Annotated in this window: 14 protein-coding genes; 10 read left to right on the top strand and 4 right to left on the bottom strand. The window is 38.6% G+C overall.

Annotated features, from left to right (window positions below; translation table 11 throughout):
- Positions 1 to 44: 44 nt before the first annotated feature.
- The gene (gene sppA, locus BLR60_RS11425) at positions 45 to 1,811 is read right to left on the bottom strand and encodes a signal peptide peptidase SppA (protein ID WP_090499844.1); all 1,767 of its coding nucleotides are present in this window, start codon (positions 1,809 to 1,811) and stop codon (positions 45 to 47) included.
- 40 nt (positions 1,812 to 1,851) lie between these two features.
- Between sppA and folK the strand changes: the two genes are divergently transcribed.
- Positions 1,852 to 2,358, top strand: a complete 507-nt coding sequence (gene folK / locus BLR60_RS11430) for a 2-amino-4-hydroxy-6-hydroxymethyldihydropteridine diphosphokinase (RefSeq protein WP_090499846.1) — start codon at positions 1,852 to 1,854, stop codon at positions 2,356 to 2,358.
- Between the two features lie 104 nt (positions 2,359 to 2,462).
- Here the strand turns inward: folK and pssA are convergent, their stop codons facing one another.
- Together pssA and rho are read right to left on the bottom strand one after the other, a co-directional pair.
- The gene (gene pssA, locus BLR60_RS11435) at positions 2,463 to 3,155 is read right to left on the bottom strand and encodes a CDP-diacylglycerol--serine O-phosphatidyltransferase (protein WP_090499849.1); all 693 of its coding nucleotides are present in this window, start codon (positions 3,153 to 3,155) and stop codon (positions 2,463 to 2,465) included.
- Between the two features lie 87 nt (positions 3,156 to 3,242).
- Entirely contained in the window at positions 3,243 to 4,997 is a 1,755-nt protein-coding gene (rho, locus tag BLR60_RS11440; RefSeq protein ID WP_090499851.1) for a transcription termination factor Rho, read from the bottom strand.
- A gap of 423 nt (positions 4,998 to 5,420) precedes the next feature.
- Between rho and pyrF the strand changes: the two genes are divergently transcribed.
- The 6 genes from pyrF (at position 5,421) to BLR60_RS11475 (ending at position 9,577) form a co-directional block, all read left to right on the top strand.
- Positions 5,421 to 6,251: an orotidine-5'-phosphate decarboxylase gene (gene pyrF, locus BLR60_RS11445; protein WP_090499853.1), complete on the top strand. Its 831-nt coding sequence runs from the start codon at positions 5,421 to 5,423 to the stop codon at positions 6,249 to 6,251.
- 818 nt (positions 6,252 to 7,069) lie between these two features.
- Positions 7,070 to 7,324 carry a hypothetical protein gene (locus tag BLR60_RS11455; RefSeq protein WP_090499858.1) on the top strand — a complete coding sequence of 85 codons (255 nt, stop codon included), beginning with the start codon at positions 7,070 to 7,072 and terminating at the stop codon, positions 7,322 to 7,324.
- The gene (locus BLR60_RS11460; RefSeq protein ID WP_090499860.1) at positions 7,315 to 7,641 is read left to right on the top strand and encodes a hypothetical protein; all 327 of its coding nucleotides are present in this window, start codon (positions 7,315 to 7,317) and stop codon (positions 7,639 to 7,641) included. Before BLR60_RS11455 ends, BLR60_RS11460 begins: the two co-directional genes overlap by 10 nt.
- Before the next feature lie 36 nt (positions 7,642 to 7,677).
- Positions 7,678 to 8,961, top strand: coding sequence for a DUF2851 family protein (locus BLR60_RS11465; protein WP_090499862.1), 1,284 nt, complete (start codon positions 7,678 to 7,680; stop codon positions 8,959 to 8,961).
- A 51-nt stretch (positions 8,962 to 9,012) separates the two neighbouring features.
- On the top strand, positions 9,013 to 9,228 hold the full coding sequence (locus BLR60_RS11470; protein WP_090499864.1) for a hypothetical protein: 216 nt from the start codon (positions 9,013 to 9,015) through the stop codon (positions 9,226 to 9,228).
- A gap of 130 nt (positions 9,229 to 9,358) precedes the next feature.
- A complete protein-coding gene (locus BLR60_RS11475; RefSeq protein ID WP_090499866.1) occupies positions 9,359 to 9,577 on the top strand; it encodes a PspC domain-containing protein in 219 nt (72 codons plus the stop codon).
- 137 nt (positions 9,578 to 9,714) lie between these two features.
- Here BLR60_RS11475 and BLR60_RS11480 read toward each other — a convergent pair whose 3' ends face one another.
- Complete coding sequence (locus BLR60_RS11480; RefSeq protein ID WP_317039655.1) at positions 9,715 to 10,374, bottom strand: ankyrin repeat domain-containing protein; 660 nt, start codon at positions 10,372 to 10,374, stop codon at positions 9,715 to 9,717.
- Between the two features lie 499 nt (positions 10,375 to 10,873).
- On the opposite strand from BLR60_RS11480, the gene BLR60_RS11485 reads away from it, so the two are divergent.
- The 3 genes from BLR60_RS11485 (at position 10,874) to BLR60_RS11500 (ending at position 15,991) form a co-directional block, all read left to right on the top strand.
- Entirely contained in the window at positions 10,874 to 13,465 is a 2,592-nt protein-coding gene (locus tag BLR60_RS11485) for an FtsK/SpoIIIE family DNA translocase (RefSeq protein ID WP_090499868.1), read from the top strand.
- Positions 13,466 to 13,525: 60 nt separating this feature from the next.
- Positions 13,526 to 14,176 carry an outer membrane lipoprotein periplasmic chaperone LolA1 gene (locus tag BLR60_RS11490; protein WP_090499870.1) on the top strand — a complete coding sequence of 217 codons (651 nt, stop codon included), beginning with the start codon at positions 13,526 to 13,528 and terminating at the stop codon, positions 14,174 to 14,176.
- Positions 14,177 to 15,088: 912 nt separating this feature from the next.
- Positions 15,089 to 15,991, top strand: coding sequence for a right-handed parallel beta-helix repeat-containing protein (locus BLR60_RS11500; protein ID WP_090499875.1), 903 nt, complete (start codon positions 15,089 to 15,091; stop codon positions 15,989 to 15,991).
- Positions 15,992 to 16,586: the final 595 nt, after the last annotated feature.

Here is a 16,586-nt window from a genome sequence, read left to right on the forward strand (position 1 = left end):
GTAGTTCCGTCTTCCATTTTACATCCTCCATCTTATATAATTTCCTATTTAATTACCGCTTCAAATGGCATCCTGGCCTGTATTCCAGAGCTTGCGATCACTTTTTTCATCTGTTGGTAAAGCATATAATTATCACCCAGTTCCTGTTTGGTATAATAGGTTTTAATCCTGTCTGTACCTTCATCCATTAGTGATTTCCATGGATCTATTACATCAGGATATTCTACTACCTTATAATTCTTGAGTTTGGCTTTTTTAGCAGCAGCCTTAATCGCATCATTAAAACCTCCAATTCTATCGGCCAAGCCAATTTGAACGGCATCTGTTCCAATCCAAACGTGGCCTCCGCCAATACTGTCGATATAGGCTTTACTTTTCTTTCTGCCATCGGCTACCCGACTCACAAAACCGCTGTAAACTCTGTTTAACTCATTTTGGATGATAAATCTTTCACCTGCAGTCATAGGACGGTTGGTCGCCATAATATCTGCATATTTGCCCGTTTTAACACCATCAAATGTAATACCCAGTTTATTGGTCATTAAGTTCTGGAAGTTTGGAATAATACCAAATACCCCTATAGAACCTGTAATGGTATTCGGTTGCACAAAAATGCTGTCGGCAGCACAGCCGATATAATAACCACCTGATGCGGCTACATCGCCGAACGATGCAATAACCGGCTTTTCTTTTCTGGTCAATACAACCTCTCTCCAGATTACATCCGAAGCTAAAGCACTACCTCCTGGTGAGTTTACGCGCAGCACAACCGCTTTAATATCATCATCTAAACGGGCTTTCCTGATTGCTCTGGAAATACGTTCTGATCCGATCTGGTTATCAGAACCTTCTCCGCCATTAATTTCGCCATTGGCATAAATTACCGCAACTTTGTCTTTTCCTTCGCCTGTATCGCTATTGTTTTTGGCATAATCGTTAATCGAAACCGAGCGGATATTTTCTCCTCTGGTTCTGCCAGATAATCCTTTTAATTCCTCTAAAATCTGATCTTTATATTTTAAAGCATCGATCATTTTAAAGTTTACGGCATCTTGTGGCTGTTGTACTTTATAGTTGTCAGCGATGCTGTAAAGGCTATCTTTTTGGATATTTCTACTCGCTGCAATGTCGCTTAAGAATGTATTGTACAAACCACCAACATAAGCCGTAACCTGTTTCCGGTTATAATCGCTCATTTTATCTAAGATAAAAGGCTCAACCGCACTTTTATAGTTTCCTACACGGATCACCTGCATTTCTACACCAACTTTTTCTAAGGTTCCCTTAAAAAAGGTAAGCTCAGAGCTAAATCCTTTAAACTCTAAAGCGCCTTCGGGATTTAAATATAGTTTATCAGCTACTGATGCTAAATAATAAGCCCCTTGGGTATACACTTCGCTGTAGGCAATAATTTTTTTATGTGATTTTTTAAAATCGATGAGTGCATTTCTCACCTCGCGTAGCGTAGCAAAACCCGCATTCGGACTGCTCACATTCAGGTAGATACATTTAATATTATCATCTGTTTTGGCTTTTTGCAAAGCTTTTAAGAAGTCGTTTAAGCCTATGGCATCTTTATCGTCACCTCCAACAATCGGAAGGTTACCAAATGTTTTTTTAGGCGTACGTTCTGTAATGGCTTGATCCAGATTTAGGAACAGTACCGAATTGTTAGAAACTGTAATGGTTTTATCGCTATCAATAGAAGATATTAATCCCACAACCACTACGAAGCAGATAATAAATACGATTATGATCGATAAGAAAAAGCCTAACATAGAGGCAAATAAATACTTAAAGAATTCTCTCATTTAAATGTTTTAATTTTGTGCTGTAAAGATATAAAAATACATGATGCTTAATCAAGCTTTAGAGTACAGTACGGCTTATTTGTTACTAGGTGGAAATTTAGGCAATAGAGAGGCTAATTTGAAGCAAGCCATTGAATTATTGAATGATAAAATTGGTAAGGTATTAGCCGTTTCATCGCTTTACGAAACGGCTGCATGGGGCAAAACCGATCAGCCAGCATTTTTAAACCAGGCAGTAGCATTGCAAACTAATTTAAGTGCGTTAGAAGTTTTAGATCTGGCCTTAAGTATAGAACAGGAACTGGGCAGGGTAAGAAAAGATAAATGGGGAGAGCGTTTAATTGATATCGATCTTATCCTTTTTGGAGATCAGATCATCAACATGCCAGATAAACTTCAGGTACCTCATCCGCATATGCAACACCGGAAATTCGTGATGGAACCTTTGGCCGAGATTGCCCCCGACGTGATACATCCTGTATTGGGGGAAACAATTTTGTTCATCAGTCGCAATATTGACGATCCGCTTGAGGTTAAAAAACTGTAACGCATTAACTTTTAATTTTGCAGAGAAGGAATACCGTTTTTAAAGGATTATCTAATGCGCATTGATCAGCGATTTTAATCTTCTTAATCTGCGGGAAAACTTAGTTATATTTTGTGATTAGCCGTTGCGCCCTTAAAATGCAGAAAAGATAAAGCAATATATAATACCAGAACAAAAGGTATCGCCGCAAATTGTAGAAAGCCAATTAATATGGCCGACAGCACGAGGAAAATGAATTTGATTTTATTTTTCGCCCAGCTCAAATTGCTGAATTTTAAAGAGAATATTTTTATTTCGCTTACCAGTAAGAAGCTTGTGATTGCGGTAATAGCGATCAGCAAAATGCTGGAGGAAATAATTTGTGGATAATCATGCGCAATATAAGGTAACGAACAGATAAACAAAGTATTCATTGGCGTATTCAAGCCGATAAAATCTTCCGTTTGCCTGGTATCATTGTTAAATTTGGCCAATCTAAGCGCCGAAAAAATAGTAATAATAAAACCGAGATAGGGAAGGTATTCAGATGAATAGTCGCTTGCTTTTAATAAGTGAAACATAATTACACCCGGTAAAAAGCCAAAACTCACCATATCTGCCAAAGAATCGAGATCTTTTCCAATGGCCGATTTTACATTTAGTAAACGGGCAACCATACCATCGAAAAAATCGAATATTCCAGATAAAATAACGAAATAAGCTGCAGTTTCTAGATGGCCTTTAAATGCAAAAACGATTCCAATACAGCCAGAAAAAAGGTTTGCACAGGTAATCGCATTAGGGAGATGCCTTTTCATAGGTATAAGGTGTAGGGTTTAGGGTGTAAGGTTTAGGGTTTCCAATCTGGGTACCTAAACCTTACACCTTTTACCTTTAAGCTTTTCTTAGCTATTCATCGAAATTAAGAACTCTTCGTTACTTTTCGTTCCTTTTATCTGAGATTGAACAAATTCCATTGCTTCCTGGCTGTTCATATCAGCAAGGTGGTTACGTAAAATCCAAACGCGCTGTAACGTGTCTCTGTCGTGCAATAAATCGTCGCGACGGGTACTTGATGCTGTAATATCGATAGCAGGGAAGATCCGTTTGTTAGATAATTTACGGTCTAATTGAAGCTCCATGTTACCTGTTCCTTTAAATTCTTCGAAAATCACCTCATCCATTTTAGAACCTGTATCGGTTAATGCAGTAGCTAAAATGGTTAATGAACCTCCGTTTTCGATGTTACGCGCGGCACCAAAGAAACGTTTTGGTTTGTGCAGGGCATTGGCATCAACACCACCTGATAATATTTTACCTGACGCTGGTGCGGTAGTATTATACGCTCTGGCTAAACGGGTAATCGAATCTAAAAGAATCACTACATCATGCCCGCTTTCTACCAAACGTTTTGATTTCTCTAAAACAATGTTGGCAATTTTAACGTGACGCTCAGCTGGCTCATCAAAAGTTGAGGCAATTACCTCCGCTCTTACACTGCGTGCCATATCGGTAACCTCTTCCGGGCGCTCATCAATTAATAAGATAATTAAATAAACTTCCGGATGGTTCTTGGCAATGGCATTGGCCACTTCTTTTAACAAATTGGTTTTACCTGTTTTAGGCTGCGCAACAATTAAACCACGCTGTCCTTTACCAATTGGTGTAAATAAATCCATAATACGGGTAGAGTAGTTGCTCGTATCCGTAAACAGGTTTAATCTTTCGGTTGGGAAAAGTGGTGTTAAATAATCAAAAGGAACGCGGTCGCGAACCTCGGCAGGGATTCTGCCGTTAATGGTTTCTACACGAACCAACGGGAAATATTTTTCTCCTTCTTTTGGCGGACGGATACTACCTTTTACGGTATCACCGGTTTTTAATCCAAAAAGTTTGATTTGAGACTGAGATACATAAATATCATCAGGAGAAGTTAAATAGTTGTAATCTGCCGAGCGCAAGAAACCGTAACCATCAGGCATAATTTCTAAAACGCCTTCATTTGTAATAACGTTATCGAAATCCAGGTTAGAGTAACTGTTTTCGTTTTTGTGGTGATTGCCACCGCCCGGTTGTTTTTGCTGGCGGTTTTCATCACGTTGTGGTTTTTCCTGTTTTTCTTTAGGCTCTTGTTTTTGTTTGGGAGCTACCGGAAGTACTTCTGCACTTTCCTCTATCAAAGCTGAGATCGGTTTTACACTTTCTTCAGCTTCAACAGTTCTGTCGGGCTGTCTTTCTGGTTGTTGCTGGTGCTGCGGTTCATCAAACAGGGTCACAGCATCTCTTCTTTTTTCAACTGGTGCTGCAGCCTCCGTTTTTGTTAACCTTGCTCTTTTTTTAACAGGTTTTTCATCTGTAGCAAGAGGCTTTTCTTCTGTTGTAACAGGTTGTTCAGCAACTACCACTGGAGCTGCTGCTGCTGCTGCAACTTTTGGTGCTTTTACAGCTTTGGTTTTAGGTGTACGTGTAGCTGCAACAGGTTCAGTTTCGCTATAAGGATCTGCACCAGATTTAGCGGCATTTATAATTTCTTGCTGGTGTAAGAGTACTTCAACAAGGTCAATTTTTCTTAGGGAGTCGGCACCTTCAATGCCATAGCTTTTTGCCAGCTCACGTAATTCTGTTGTGAGCTTTTCATTTAATTCTGTTTTACTAAACATTCTAAATATATATGTTTCAAGAAATTTTTCATTTGTTTATAACGGATGTTTTCTGTTATAAATTTGCACGGGCTTTAAAAATATTTGTATTAACGTAAGCCCGGCTTTTATTGTGCATAAGTTCTTAAGGCTATAAAACATTAAATGAGTTCATTAGGGGTAATGCTCAAATTGTTTCATAATTGTTTACAAGCTGAATAAAAAGCAATATTTGCTCTTAAAAAATGGTAACAAAAAACAAGTCTTGATAAATTTTCTGGGATATTCAGATAAACGGTTGAGAAATTATGGTGCAATTGTATGTATTTGAAACGTAATCTGCAAGCAAAAGTTTAAAATGTTTATAAAAATAATTAATGTGAGCATTATTTTGTCGCTCATAAAACTTAAAAATCTTCATATTTGCAGCAAATAAGCACATATATGACCAAGCAACAACTTTTTGAGCAGATACAAAAAAAACGTTCTTTTTTGTGTGTCGGATTAGACTCTTCGCTAGATAAGATACCACAACATCTATTGAAGTACGAAAATCCGATTCTGGAATTTAATAAACAGATTATTGATGCCACGAAAGATTTATGTGTTGCTTACAAACCAAATACTGCTTTTTATGAGTGTTACGGCAAAAAAGGTTGGGAAACCTTAACCGAGACCTGGAAATATATTCCGCAGGATATTTTTTCTATTGCCGATGCTAAACGCGGCGATATTGGCAATACTTCTGCGATGTATGCCGAAACATTTTTTAATGCGGCATCGTCTGAGATGAGTTTCGATTCGGTTACCGTTGCACCCTACATGGGGAGCGATTCGGTAACGCCGTTTTTAAACTTTAAAGATAAATGGGTAATTCTATTGGCTTTAACCTCGAATGTAGGGCATGCTGATTTTCAATTGCAGGAAGTTGGAGCAGACAGGCTCTTCGAAAAAGTAATTAAAACTTCGCAAACCTGGGCAACAGATGAGCAGATGATGTATGTGGTTGGGGCTACACGCGGTGCGGCATTTGGCGATGTACGGAAACTGGCGCCAGAACATTTTCTTTTGGTACCAGGGGTTGGTGCACAGGGTGGAGATTTAAGTGAAGTATGTAAATATGGATTAAACTCGCAATGTGGGTTATTGATCAATTCGTCAAGAGGCATTATTTATGCCAGCCAGGGTGCAGACTTCGCCGAAAGGGCAAGAGAAGAGGCCTTAAAACTGCAACAGGAAATGGAGCAGATTTTGGTTAAGGCAGGGTTGGTGTAATGAAACTGAATATCGCTTGTTGCTTGAGAAATATTTATCGTATACAATTCAGTATTAAGAGCCTGTTTAAAATTAAGTAAAATTTATTTTGTATGTCAGTCTGAGGGATAATTAAATTGGTTAAAATCAATACTAGTGACGTACAATTATCTTCTCTTATCCTACGCGCGGTCTTGCCTCGGCTCGCCGCCGCCGAAGGGCTCTTTCTTTTTGATGTCAAAAAGAAACAAAAAACACCGGCTGAAAATTTTTCTGCCGAAGCCAGTGGGATGGCTTTGTCAGTGGGCCCCGAAAAATTTGTTAGGCCGGATTTAAGTAGAACGGAGATATGGTGCTACGGCCTAGCTATGCGGAAATGCATGGATTATACAAGTCGCTCATTAATAGCTAATCGCTAAATAACGTCAATGGTAGCGTAGTTGAAGACAATTTTTTATAGTTAAGAGAAGCACTTCGACTTCGCTATCACTGACAGCCCAATAGAAAGATCGTCATTGCGAGGCACGAAGCAATCTTAAAGCGCTCGCTACCAGCGATAGTTGTAAGATTGCCTGCCTGCAGCAGGCAGGCATCGTCGGCTGAAAAAGCCTTCTCGCAAGGACGATACCTCTGGGAGATTTATTTTCATTAAATTGTACTGTCATTTATATTGATTTTTATAACATAAATTGATCCTCAGTGTGACAAACCAGGAGAAGTAATGTAATTGAATAAAATTTAAACAGGCTCTAGTAATGTATATAATTGATTATTTTGCCTATCGCTCATCCTTTTTCTTTGCGTAAAAATCCTTATATTTAATTGTTTAGACCCGGCCTATGCATAATCCTTTTAATAATATGGACTTTAAGTCGTTACTTGAGTATGTAAAAAACCTTTCAGCTGCCGAAAAAAAAGAACTGGTGCAGGTTTTAAATGAAGGCCAGCTTCCGGTGGTCAATGAAGAACAGGTAGCTTATGTAAAGACGCCCTCAACGCATACTTCATTTGATGCGAAGTGGGAGGAAAGTTTATCGGCTTCTGAATTTAAAGCAGCAGCCATTCAGCATATTAATTCCTTGCCTTGGAAATAGTGGTACGCTTCCATCCCTCGGTTTTACTTTATCTTAACGAATTGGTTGATGTGCTTTTTTATGAAAACTATTTCAGTATCCGCGAAAGTGCTATAGATTACGTGACCAGATTGATCGATACGGTTGAAAGGAAGATCGGTAAAGCGCAATATCACATCGCTCCAAAGGTTATTGCACACCGGGGCAGTTGGTTCATCCATTTTAACATCAGTCAGAAAACAACCTGGTACTTTGTATTCGAAAAAAGTGAGAACCGTTATCTGGTAACGTATGTTTTTAATAACTACTCCATGGAAGCTAAAAATTTAAACTTATAAGTTAGTTATCGCCAAATAAATTTATTATCTTCAAGGATGAATTTTCCGGAAGATTTTCTTCATTATGTATGGCAGTTCAGGTCGTTTGATTATAACGGACTGCAGACCTGTGATGGTGAAGCCTTGGAAATCATCAATACCGGATTGCTCAACCGGAATGCCGGTCCGGATTTTAACCATGCCAAGATTAAAATTGGAGAAACCATTTGGGCAGGAAATGTAGAAATCCATTTAAAGTCGTCTGATTGGTTAAAACATAACCATCAGGTTAACCCTGTATATGAAAACGTAATTTTGCATGTTGTTTACCAGCACGATGCCGAAATAACCAGGATGGATGGAACCATTTTGCCGGTTCTGGAACTGAAAGACCGCATTTCTACTGATCTGATCAAAAAGTACGAAAACCTTTTCCTCACCTTAACTGATTTTCCATGCATTGCCCAAATAGGGCGTGTAGATGAGTTGATTGTAAATTCATTTTTATCCAGAACCTTGGTTGAGCGTTTTGAACAGAAAACAAATGCGGTTACAGAAACCTTAAAAGAATTGAATGGGAATTGGGATGAGACATTCTACCGGTTTATGGCGCGTAATTTCGGATTCAAGATAAATGCCTTGCCTTTCGAGTTGTTTGCTAAAGCAGTTTCGCAGCAAATTTATGCCAGGCATAAAAACAATCCACACCAAATAGAAGCATTGGTTTTTGGTGCGGCAGGTTTTTTAAACGATCATTTCGAAGAAGAATATCCTAAAAATTTAAAAGCCGAATTTCAGTTTCTTCAAAAGAAATATAACATTAAACCTATTGATGTTTCGATGTGGAAATTTATGCGCATGCGCCCTCAAAACTTTCCGACTATCCGTTTAGCACAATTTGCTGCACTAATTACAAAAGCCAACCATCTTTTTTCTAAAATTATGGAAATAAAGGATGTAGCAGCGCTACGCACCTTATTTGAAAATCTACCGGTAAACGATTACTGGAAAACACATTATCATTTTAAAAAGGTAACTGCTTCGGTAAATACTCAGATCGGGAAAACTTCAGTAGACAACATTCTGCTAAATACCGTAGCCTTGTTTTTATTTGCTTATGGAAAACATACCGCTGCACCCTATTTTATTAGCAGGGCAATTAAACTGCTTGAAAGTTTACCAGCTGAGCAAAACGCCATTACGGATAAATTTACGGGCGCAGGAGTGAAGATGACAAACGCCTTTGCCTCCCAGGGAATTTTACAGCTAAAAAAGCAATATTGCGACGAGAAAAAATGCCTGTCTTGTGGTATTGGAATTAAAATTTTAAAACAGGCCTGAGCTGTATCCAATTTCGGTAAAACTTTATGCTTTATTAGCTGTTTATTTATTATGGAATTTCCACACGAACTAAAAGACCTATATCCTAATCAGATTATTGAGGTAAGGGGTAATGCCGATGCCTTAACGATTATTTTAAACAGAGATGCTGATATCCATCAATTTAAGGCAGAACTGATCAAAAAATTTTCGGGACTGGAAGAACAACAAACGCTTTTTATAAAACACGAAGATAAACAGGATTTCGAAAAACTGATTTTGGAATAAAGCGTATAAACTATACCATTACATTTAACCAATTAAATTTCGTAAATTAGAACCGCTAAGCAAGTAATGATTCCGGTTTTGAAGCGTTCTTACTTAATGCAGAATAATAAGATTTTAAAATAAGCTTAACATGTTCCAGAGAATTATAACTTATTTTGAACAGCAGAGTTTTGGAGTCTCTACTTATTTGGCCAATAGGCTGAATATGAGTACCGCTAAAGTGCGCCTGTTTTTTATCTACTCGTCATTTTTGGCGGTAGGTTTTCCTATATTATTTTATTTTTTGGCTGCTGTTGTACTCGATATCAGGACGTATATGAAAAGAATGCGGCTGCGGATCTGGGAATAGTTCAGTTTTCAGTTGGTAGTGTTCAATTTGCAGTTGACAGTTTTCATATCCAGTTGGCAGTTCTCAGTTAATAGTTATCAGTATTCAGTTCTTCAGTAAAACCAACTGAAAATTGTGAATTGAAAACTGTAAACTACTTAATCATCGTCTCTTAAAATTTCTGCAATTTCGTTAAAGCCTTTTTCTGCAGCTAAATCAGCCGGTCTTTTTCCGCCTTCCATCCGTAAAGAAACTTCTGCGCCGTGTTCTAACAGTAAAATGATCAATTCTATATTTCCCAATTGGGCGGCCGTATGTAAAGGAGCCAGGCCTGCTTTCTGACAAACATTTGGGTAAGCGCCCGCATCTAAAAGCATTTTGGTGATATTAAAATGGTTAGCTGCAACTGCCGAATGGATGGGGAATACGTTAAAGCCATTTTTTGATGCCAGATTAACATCAGCACCTTTTAAAACCAGAAAACGGGCCAATTCCTCATGTCCGAAGTAGCAGGCTAAACCAAGTGGTGTAAAGCCATCTCTAGAAAATTCATTGATACTGGCAGGATTTTGAAAAACCAGTAGGGTAGCTACATCGAATTTCCCGACAGCACAGGCTTCAAATAAGGTTAAATGATCTGCAAACTCAGCAATCAGATCGGCTATATCCTGTTTTTTATAATAACAAGCCAATAAAAGCGGCGAAATTTGATGAGAAGTATCCATATTGGCCAATTTTGGATTTTCAACCAAAATTTCTTTTACTGCCTGGAAATTACCAGCTTCAATTTGTTCTTCGAGTTGTGCTATACCCATCATACGGTTTGAAATATCGCTTTAAATTAACGAAAATTAAGGAATTGTAAACTTTAATGCCTAAATATATATAGTGTAAGGTAATCTACCAAGACCTCAGCGGTTAAAAAAATCACGGAGACCTTATAGGTTTTTAAAACCTATAAGGTCTACAATAAAAAAATCCCGTTTAACCTCTCCAGGTAAAACGGGATAAAACCTAAAACAAAATCCGTTTCATTTAATAAAACGTTACAACTTGTGCGTTGTTAAAATAATAGACCAGAATTTTGGTTTAAGGTTTAATGTCTGATGAATATTTTTATTTAATTTAAGGCACATTATAAACAAATTATAACATATATTTCATCAGGTTTAATACTTTGTTTTAAAAAGAAGAGGCGTAGTAGAAGGTGTATAAAAACAATGCTTACAAAATGTGATTAATTTTTTTGTTAGGCTTTCGTTAATGCTGCGCAGTTTTATCTAAGTTTGTTCAATATTAAATTATTTAGGATAGAAAATGTCGGTAAGGGGTAACCAGTTTAAAGCCAATACATTCAGAGAAAAAGGTGCAGAAAATGCGCCCGGCAGGCCATCATCGGGCAGACAGCCAAAAGGGAAAATGGATTTTTTGCCAAGCTTCGATTTGGCAGATGGCCGTGCAGTTAAAATTGTAGGACTGTTTTTTGTCATATTATCACTATATTTTTTAATCGCTTTTACCTCGTATCTGTTTACCTGGCAGGATGATCAGAGTTACGTAATTGATGCGAATGGTGGCTGGAGCAATCTTTTTAAAACAGCGGAAGAGTTAAAAGCAGCAGGTGTGTCTACCCCTGTGGTTCAAAACTGGCTAGGTAAGTTTGGTGCGCTGTTATCACACCAGTTTATTTACGAATGGTTTGGTATTGCCTCTTTCTTATTTGTTCTGGCCTTTTTTATTATCGGCTACCGTTTATTATTCAAGGTTAAAATCCTTTCTATCTCGAAAACATTAGGATACAGCTTTTTCTTTCTGCTGTTTATTTCATTAACCCTAGGTTTTGCACATGGTTTCTGGTCAGAATCGCCACATTATTTAGAAGGCGAGTTTGGGTACTGGAGCAATAAATTATTAAGTGCCCAAATTGGCGCTGCTGGTGTTGCGGGGTTAATTGCTTTTGCCGGATTAACCATTTTAATCATTGCCTATAATATCGATTTTAAATTCCCGGAACGTAAAGCGAAAGAAGTTTATCTCGATAATGAAACGCCGGATTATGTAAATGACATTAGAGAACAGGCGGTAAAAAACAAAACTTACGAAGAACCCTCAGCACCTATTGAATTTCCGGTGCGCGATAAACAGTTAAATAACGAACGTAAACAACAGAACGTCGTATTACAGCCAAGCCGTTTTGAAGAAAAAGAGGAGGAAGAGGAGGTAGCGCCTGTGGTGTTATCGCCATTGGCCACTAATTTGCCATTGGCTACTGCTGCAGCTTCGTCATTGCCTTTAACAGTAGAACCAGCAGTTGAAGTAGAAAAAGAACCTGCTTTTACGATTGAAAAAACCGAAGAAGAGAAAAAATCAGACGACCTGATTGAACAGTTTGGCAATTATGATGAAAAACTCGATTTATCGGGTTATAAATATCCAACGGTTGATCTGTTAGAAAACTATGGTACCAATAAAATTTCGGTAAATGCGGAAGAACTGGAAGCCAATAAAAATAAAATTGTAGAAACGCTTAATCATTACAACATCGAAATTGATAAGATTAAGGCAACTATTGGTCCAACGGTTACGCTATATGAAATTATTCCGGCGCCGGGCGTGAGGATTTCGAAAATCAAAAACCTGGAAGATGATATTGCGCTTTCTTTAGCGGCTTTGGGGATCCGTATTATTGCACCAATGCCGGGCAAAGGTACCATTGGTATCGAAGTGCCGAACCAGCATCCGGAAATGGTACCCATGCGCAGCATTTTGAATACCGAAAAATGGGCTCAAAATACCATGGATTTACCCATAGCTTTAGGTAAAACCATTAGTAATGAGGTGTTTATTGCCGATCTGGCTAAAATGCCCCACTTACTGGTAGCCGGAGCAACCGGTCAGGGTAAGTCAGTGGGTATCAACTCCATTCTGGTTTCGCTTTTGTTTAAAAAGCACCCTGCACAGCTTAAATTTGTACTGGTAGATCCTAAAAAGGTAGAGTTAACTTTATTTAACAGGATAGAGCGGCACTTTTTGGCTAAACTGCCCGGAGAGGCCGACGCCATTATTACCGATACCAAAAAGGTGGTCAATACCTTAAATTCACTCTGTATCGAAATGGATCAGCGTTATGATTTATTGAAAGATGCGCAGGTGAGGAATTTAAAAGAATACAACGATAAGTTTGTTAAACGCAAGCTTAATCCCAATAACGGTCACCGCTTTTTACCTTTTATTGTTTTGGTGGTAGATGAATTTGCCGATTTGATGATGACGGCAGGTAAAGAAGTGGAAGCACCAATTGCCCGTCTGGCACAGTTGGCGAGGGCAATCGGAATCCATTTGGTGCTGGCTACCCAGCGTCCGTCGGTAAATATTATTACGGGTACCATTAAAGCCAACTTCCCGGCCAGGTTAGCCTTCAGGGTATTGTCGAAAATCGATTCGCGGACCATTTTAGACAGTGGTGGTGCCGATCAGTTAATTGGCCGTGGAGATATGCTTTTATCTACAGGCAGCGACTTAATCAGGCTACAGTGTGCTTTCGTTGATACACCTGAGGTAGACCGCATTTCTGAATATATCGGTAACCAGCGTGGTTATGCTGATGCCTATCAACTGCCGGAGTATATTGATGAAGCAGGAGAGGGAAGCAAAGCTGATTTTGATCCCAATGAGCGTGATAAATTCTTTGAGGATGCAGCCAGGCTAATTGTGATGCATCAGCAGGGGTCGACTTCATTAATACAGCGTAAACTTAAATTGGGTTATAACCGCGCCGGTCGTATTATCGACCAGTTAGAGGCGGCAGGTATAGTTGGCCCATTTGAAGGAAGTAAGGCCCGTGAAGTTTTATATCCTGACGAATATTCTTTGGAACAATTCTTGAATGGTATGGATAACAAAGATTAGATTAAACCATTTAACAATAATCTACTCTAACGTTTCAAAGAAAAACTTAAAAAAGAAAAGATGAAGAAATTAATTTCAGCATTAATGGTTGTAGTTGCTTTTACAACTTCAACTTATGCTCAAACTGATGCGAAAGCTAAAGCCATTTTAGCTGAGGTGAGTAAAAAATACAAATCGTACAACGTAGTTAAAACAGATTTTACCTTCACACTGGATAATCCAAAAGCTAAAGTAAAGGAAACGCAACAAGGTACTTTGTATGTTAAAGCCAATTCTAACAAGTACAAAGTAGCCATGACTAACCAGGAATTGTTTAGCGATGGCAAAAGCCAGTGGACTTATTTGAAAAAAGACAAAGAAGTACAGGTGAGCAACGTAGATAACAGTGGCGATGCCATTAATCCGGCTAAGATTTTTACCGTTTACGAAAAAGGATTTAAATACGTTTATACTGGCGAACAAAAAGCGGGTGCTAAAACCTATCAAATGATCGATTTAACACCCGTTGATGCTAAAAAATCGGTTTTTAAAGTGCGTTTAAGCATCGATAAGGCTGCGAAACAAATTGCAAACGTGGTATTATTTGATAAAAACGGAAACAAATACACCTACAATGTGAAAACTTTTTCACCCAACGTAAACATACCGGAAACTACTTTTGCTTTCGATGCCAAAAAATATCCTGGTGTTGAAGTGGTAGATTTAAGATAAAAGATACAGTAAATAGCGCATTATTTAGCGCTATGCATAAAAAAGCGATTAATCAGGCATATTCTGGTTAATCGCTTTTTCTTTTATGTTCCTTTTGTTTAATGAGTTCGGTTAATATTTGAAATCATCGTGAGTGTTTAAAGCCGCTTTACCTTACGCTACTGTCATGCTGAATTTATTTTATTAGCAGAACCTGAAAAATGAGCGACTTGTAGAATCGATGCATTTCCGCGTAGCTAGGCCTTAGCACCATATCTCCGTTCTGCTTAAATCCGGCCTAACAAATTTTTCGGGCTCCACTGACCAAGCCATCCCACTGGCTTCGAAAGAAAAATTTTCAGCCGGTGTTTTATTAATGGTTTTTCATGGTTTTCATTTGTATTAATGAGCTCGGCAATGCCTCGGTTTTGTTTCTTTTTGACATCAAAAAGAAAGAGCCTTCGGCGGCGGCGAGCCGAGGCAAGACCGCGCGTAGGATAAGAGAATACCATTGTACGTCACTCATATTGATTTTAAACAATTTAATTATCCCTCAGGGTGACGACCGTTCATGCAAAGTACCAATGAACCCAAATTAAAGCACATTATTAATCGAACTCAGGTTAATAGCTACTTCGTGGTCAGCATCTTTTTAGCAGGAAAGATCCTGAAATAAATTACCTTCTGTGAACTCGCTAAAGCTCGGTTCAGGGTGACCGCCTCTTAATCAAAAAGCCGATATAAGCTAACGAGAGACAATATTTTAATCGAGCTCAGGTAAATAAATTCTGGAAAACGAGCATATCCGTTTCTGTAACTTTATTTCGTTTTAGTTACGGGAACGATTGCATAGATATATATGATTTATCATACATTGTTGTATTTTAATTTTTAATTTCATGTTTAGTATTAACCAAATATAATTCTACAAACATGAAAAAGAATTCAGGTATTCTCGTACTCGGGATGGCTATTGCATTGTTCGGATGCAAGAAAGACAACACTACAATGGCTGATGTTGCAGATGGCCAATCCATCGTCCAGCCAAATAAAATGGAGCTTGCAGCTGCGGCGGTAAGTGCTACAGTATCTACTGAGGCTGCTTTAAAAACTGCCATATCAAATGCACAACCAGGTGATGTCATCACCGTGAGCGGTACCATTTATCTCACCAGCACGCTTCAATTACTTAAAAGTGGTACATCCAGTTCAAAAATTAATTTTACCGGAGGCATATTGGATTGTTCGGGTATTTCTGGCGCCAACTGGGGAGTCAAGGTAAACGGAAGCTACTGGAATATTACGAATATGACCATCCGAAATGCGCCCGACTGTGGGATAGTTTTCCAGACAGGTGGCTATAATTATGTGAATAAGGTAACGACGCATGGAAATAAAGATTCAGGACTTCAGATTTATAACGGCGGTCACCACAACAGCATCAATAATTCTACTTCTTATGATAATTATGACGTAGCCAACGGTGGTGAAAATGCAGATGGTTATGCCTGTAAATTATCTGCCGGTGCAGGTAATCAGTTTAATTCCTGTAATGCCTACCACAATTCTGATGATGGATGGGATTTATACGGACAACCTTATACTGTGGTAATCAATAATTGTACGGCCACCAATAATGGTTATGGGACCAATGGTGATGGAAATGGTTTCAAACTGGGTAGTGCTGGACAAAACGTTCCGCATACCGTTACCAATTGCACGGCCAACAATAACAAAGGAAGCGGTTACGACGGAAATGGAAACGCCGGCCACATCACTACCACCGGTAGCGGCGGCTCTGGTAATGTAAAGGGGCTTTTCAACCGGATTAATTAGAATTATCCTCTCATTGCAAGGTTCAGTTGGAAACAGCTGGACCTTTTTTGTTATGTTAAATTTAGATTTTGTGTGTAGCGTAAGGGGTACATTGTTTTTTTGGAAAGCAATTGCAGTGATGCTTAGGTTGAAGCAGTCCCGCCATTCGCTATAGGCCCGATGAAGAATCGGGCGCTGCCGCTGCTGTCGGGTTTAAGTGGCCTGGTTCTTTTAAGAAACAATGTTTTCTAGCCAACACTTATAAAATAGAGATTCTTAGAATGAGGTTAGCTCACTTCAAAAAGATAGGCAAGATCGAAATTGGTTCCCGATATTTATCTTTCGTGTTGGCAAATTTATATCAGTGATTGTTTTTTTAGTAAGAAATCGTCATCTCCGTAGCGGAGAGATCTTTTAGTCCAGTTCAAAGATCTCTCCCCGCCTGTACGGGCAGGCACTAAGCTTTGCTACGGTCGTATTCTAGGTTTACCACAATTGCAAATTTATTTTAAGAAAAACTCTTTTTTGGAGTTTTTCTTATTTTTTATGATGCTCTCCTATAATTCTCGACATACATTTCTCCTCTCTTGACAAGTGAGAACATTCTTAAAATCAG

Origin of the sequence: Pedobacter terrae, assembly GCF_900100705.1 — a bacterium.
Classification (GTDB): domain Bacteria; phylum Bacteroidota; class Bacteroidia; order Sphingobacteriales; family Sphingobacteriaceae; genus Pedobacter; species Pedobacter terrae.

Coding starts and splice junctions, on each gene's coding strand:
- BLR60_RS11480 (WP_317039655.1), bottom strand. CDS start 10,374: ATGATGGGTATAGCACAACTCGAAGAACAAATTGAAGCTGGTAATTTC.
- BLR60_RS11475 (WP_090499866.1), top strand. CDS start 9,359: ATGTTCCAGAGAATTATAACTTATTTTGAACAGCAGAGTTTTGGAGTC.
- BLR60_RS11485 (WP_090499868.1), top strand. CDS start 10,874: ATGTCGGTAAGGGGTAACCAGTTTAAAGCCAATACATTCAGAGAAAAA.
- pyrF (WP_090499853.1), top strand. CDS start 5,421: ATGACCAAGCAACAACTTTTTGAGCAGATACAAAAAAAACGTTCTTTT.
- rho (WP_090499851.1), bottom strand. CDS start 4,997: ATGTTTAGTAAAACAGAATTAAATGAAAAGCTCACAACAGAATTACGT.
- sppA (WP_090499844.1), bottom strand. CDS start 1,811: ATGAGAGAATTCTTTAAGTATTTATTTGCCTCTATGTTAGGCTTTTTC.
- BLR60_RS11465 (WP_090499862.1), top strand. CDS start 7,678: ATGAATTTTCCGGAAGATTTTCTTCATTATGTATGGCAGTTCAGGTCG.
- BLR60_RS11500 (WP_090499875.1), top strand. CDS start 15,089: ATGAAAAAGAATTCAGGTATTCTCGTACTCGGGATGGCTATTGCATTG.
- BLR60_RS11455 (WP_090499858.1), top strand. CDS start 7,070: ATGCATAATCCTTTTAATAATATGGACTTTAAGTCGTTACTTGAGTAT.
- folK (WP_090499846.1), top strand. CDS start 1,852: ATGATGCTTAATCAAGCTTTAGAGTACAGTACGGCTTATTTGTTACTA.
- BLR60_RS11470 (WP_090499864.1), top strand. CDS start 9,013: ATGGAATTTCCACACGAACTAAAAGACCTATATCCTAATCAGATTATT.
- pssA (WP_090499849.1), bottom strand. CDS start 3,155: ATGAAAAGGCATCTCCCTAATGCGATTACCTGTGCAAACCTTTTTTCT.
- BLR60_RS11490 (WP_090499870.1), top strand. CDS start 13,526: ATGAAGAAATTAATTTCAGCATTAATGGTTGTAGTTGCTTTTACAACT.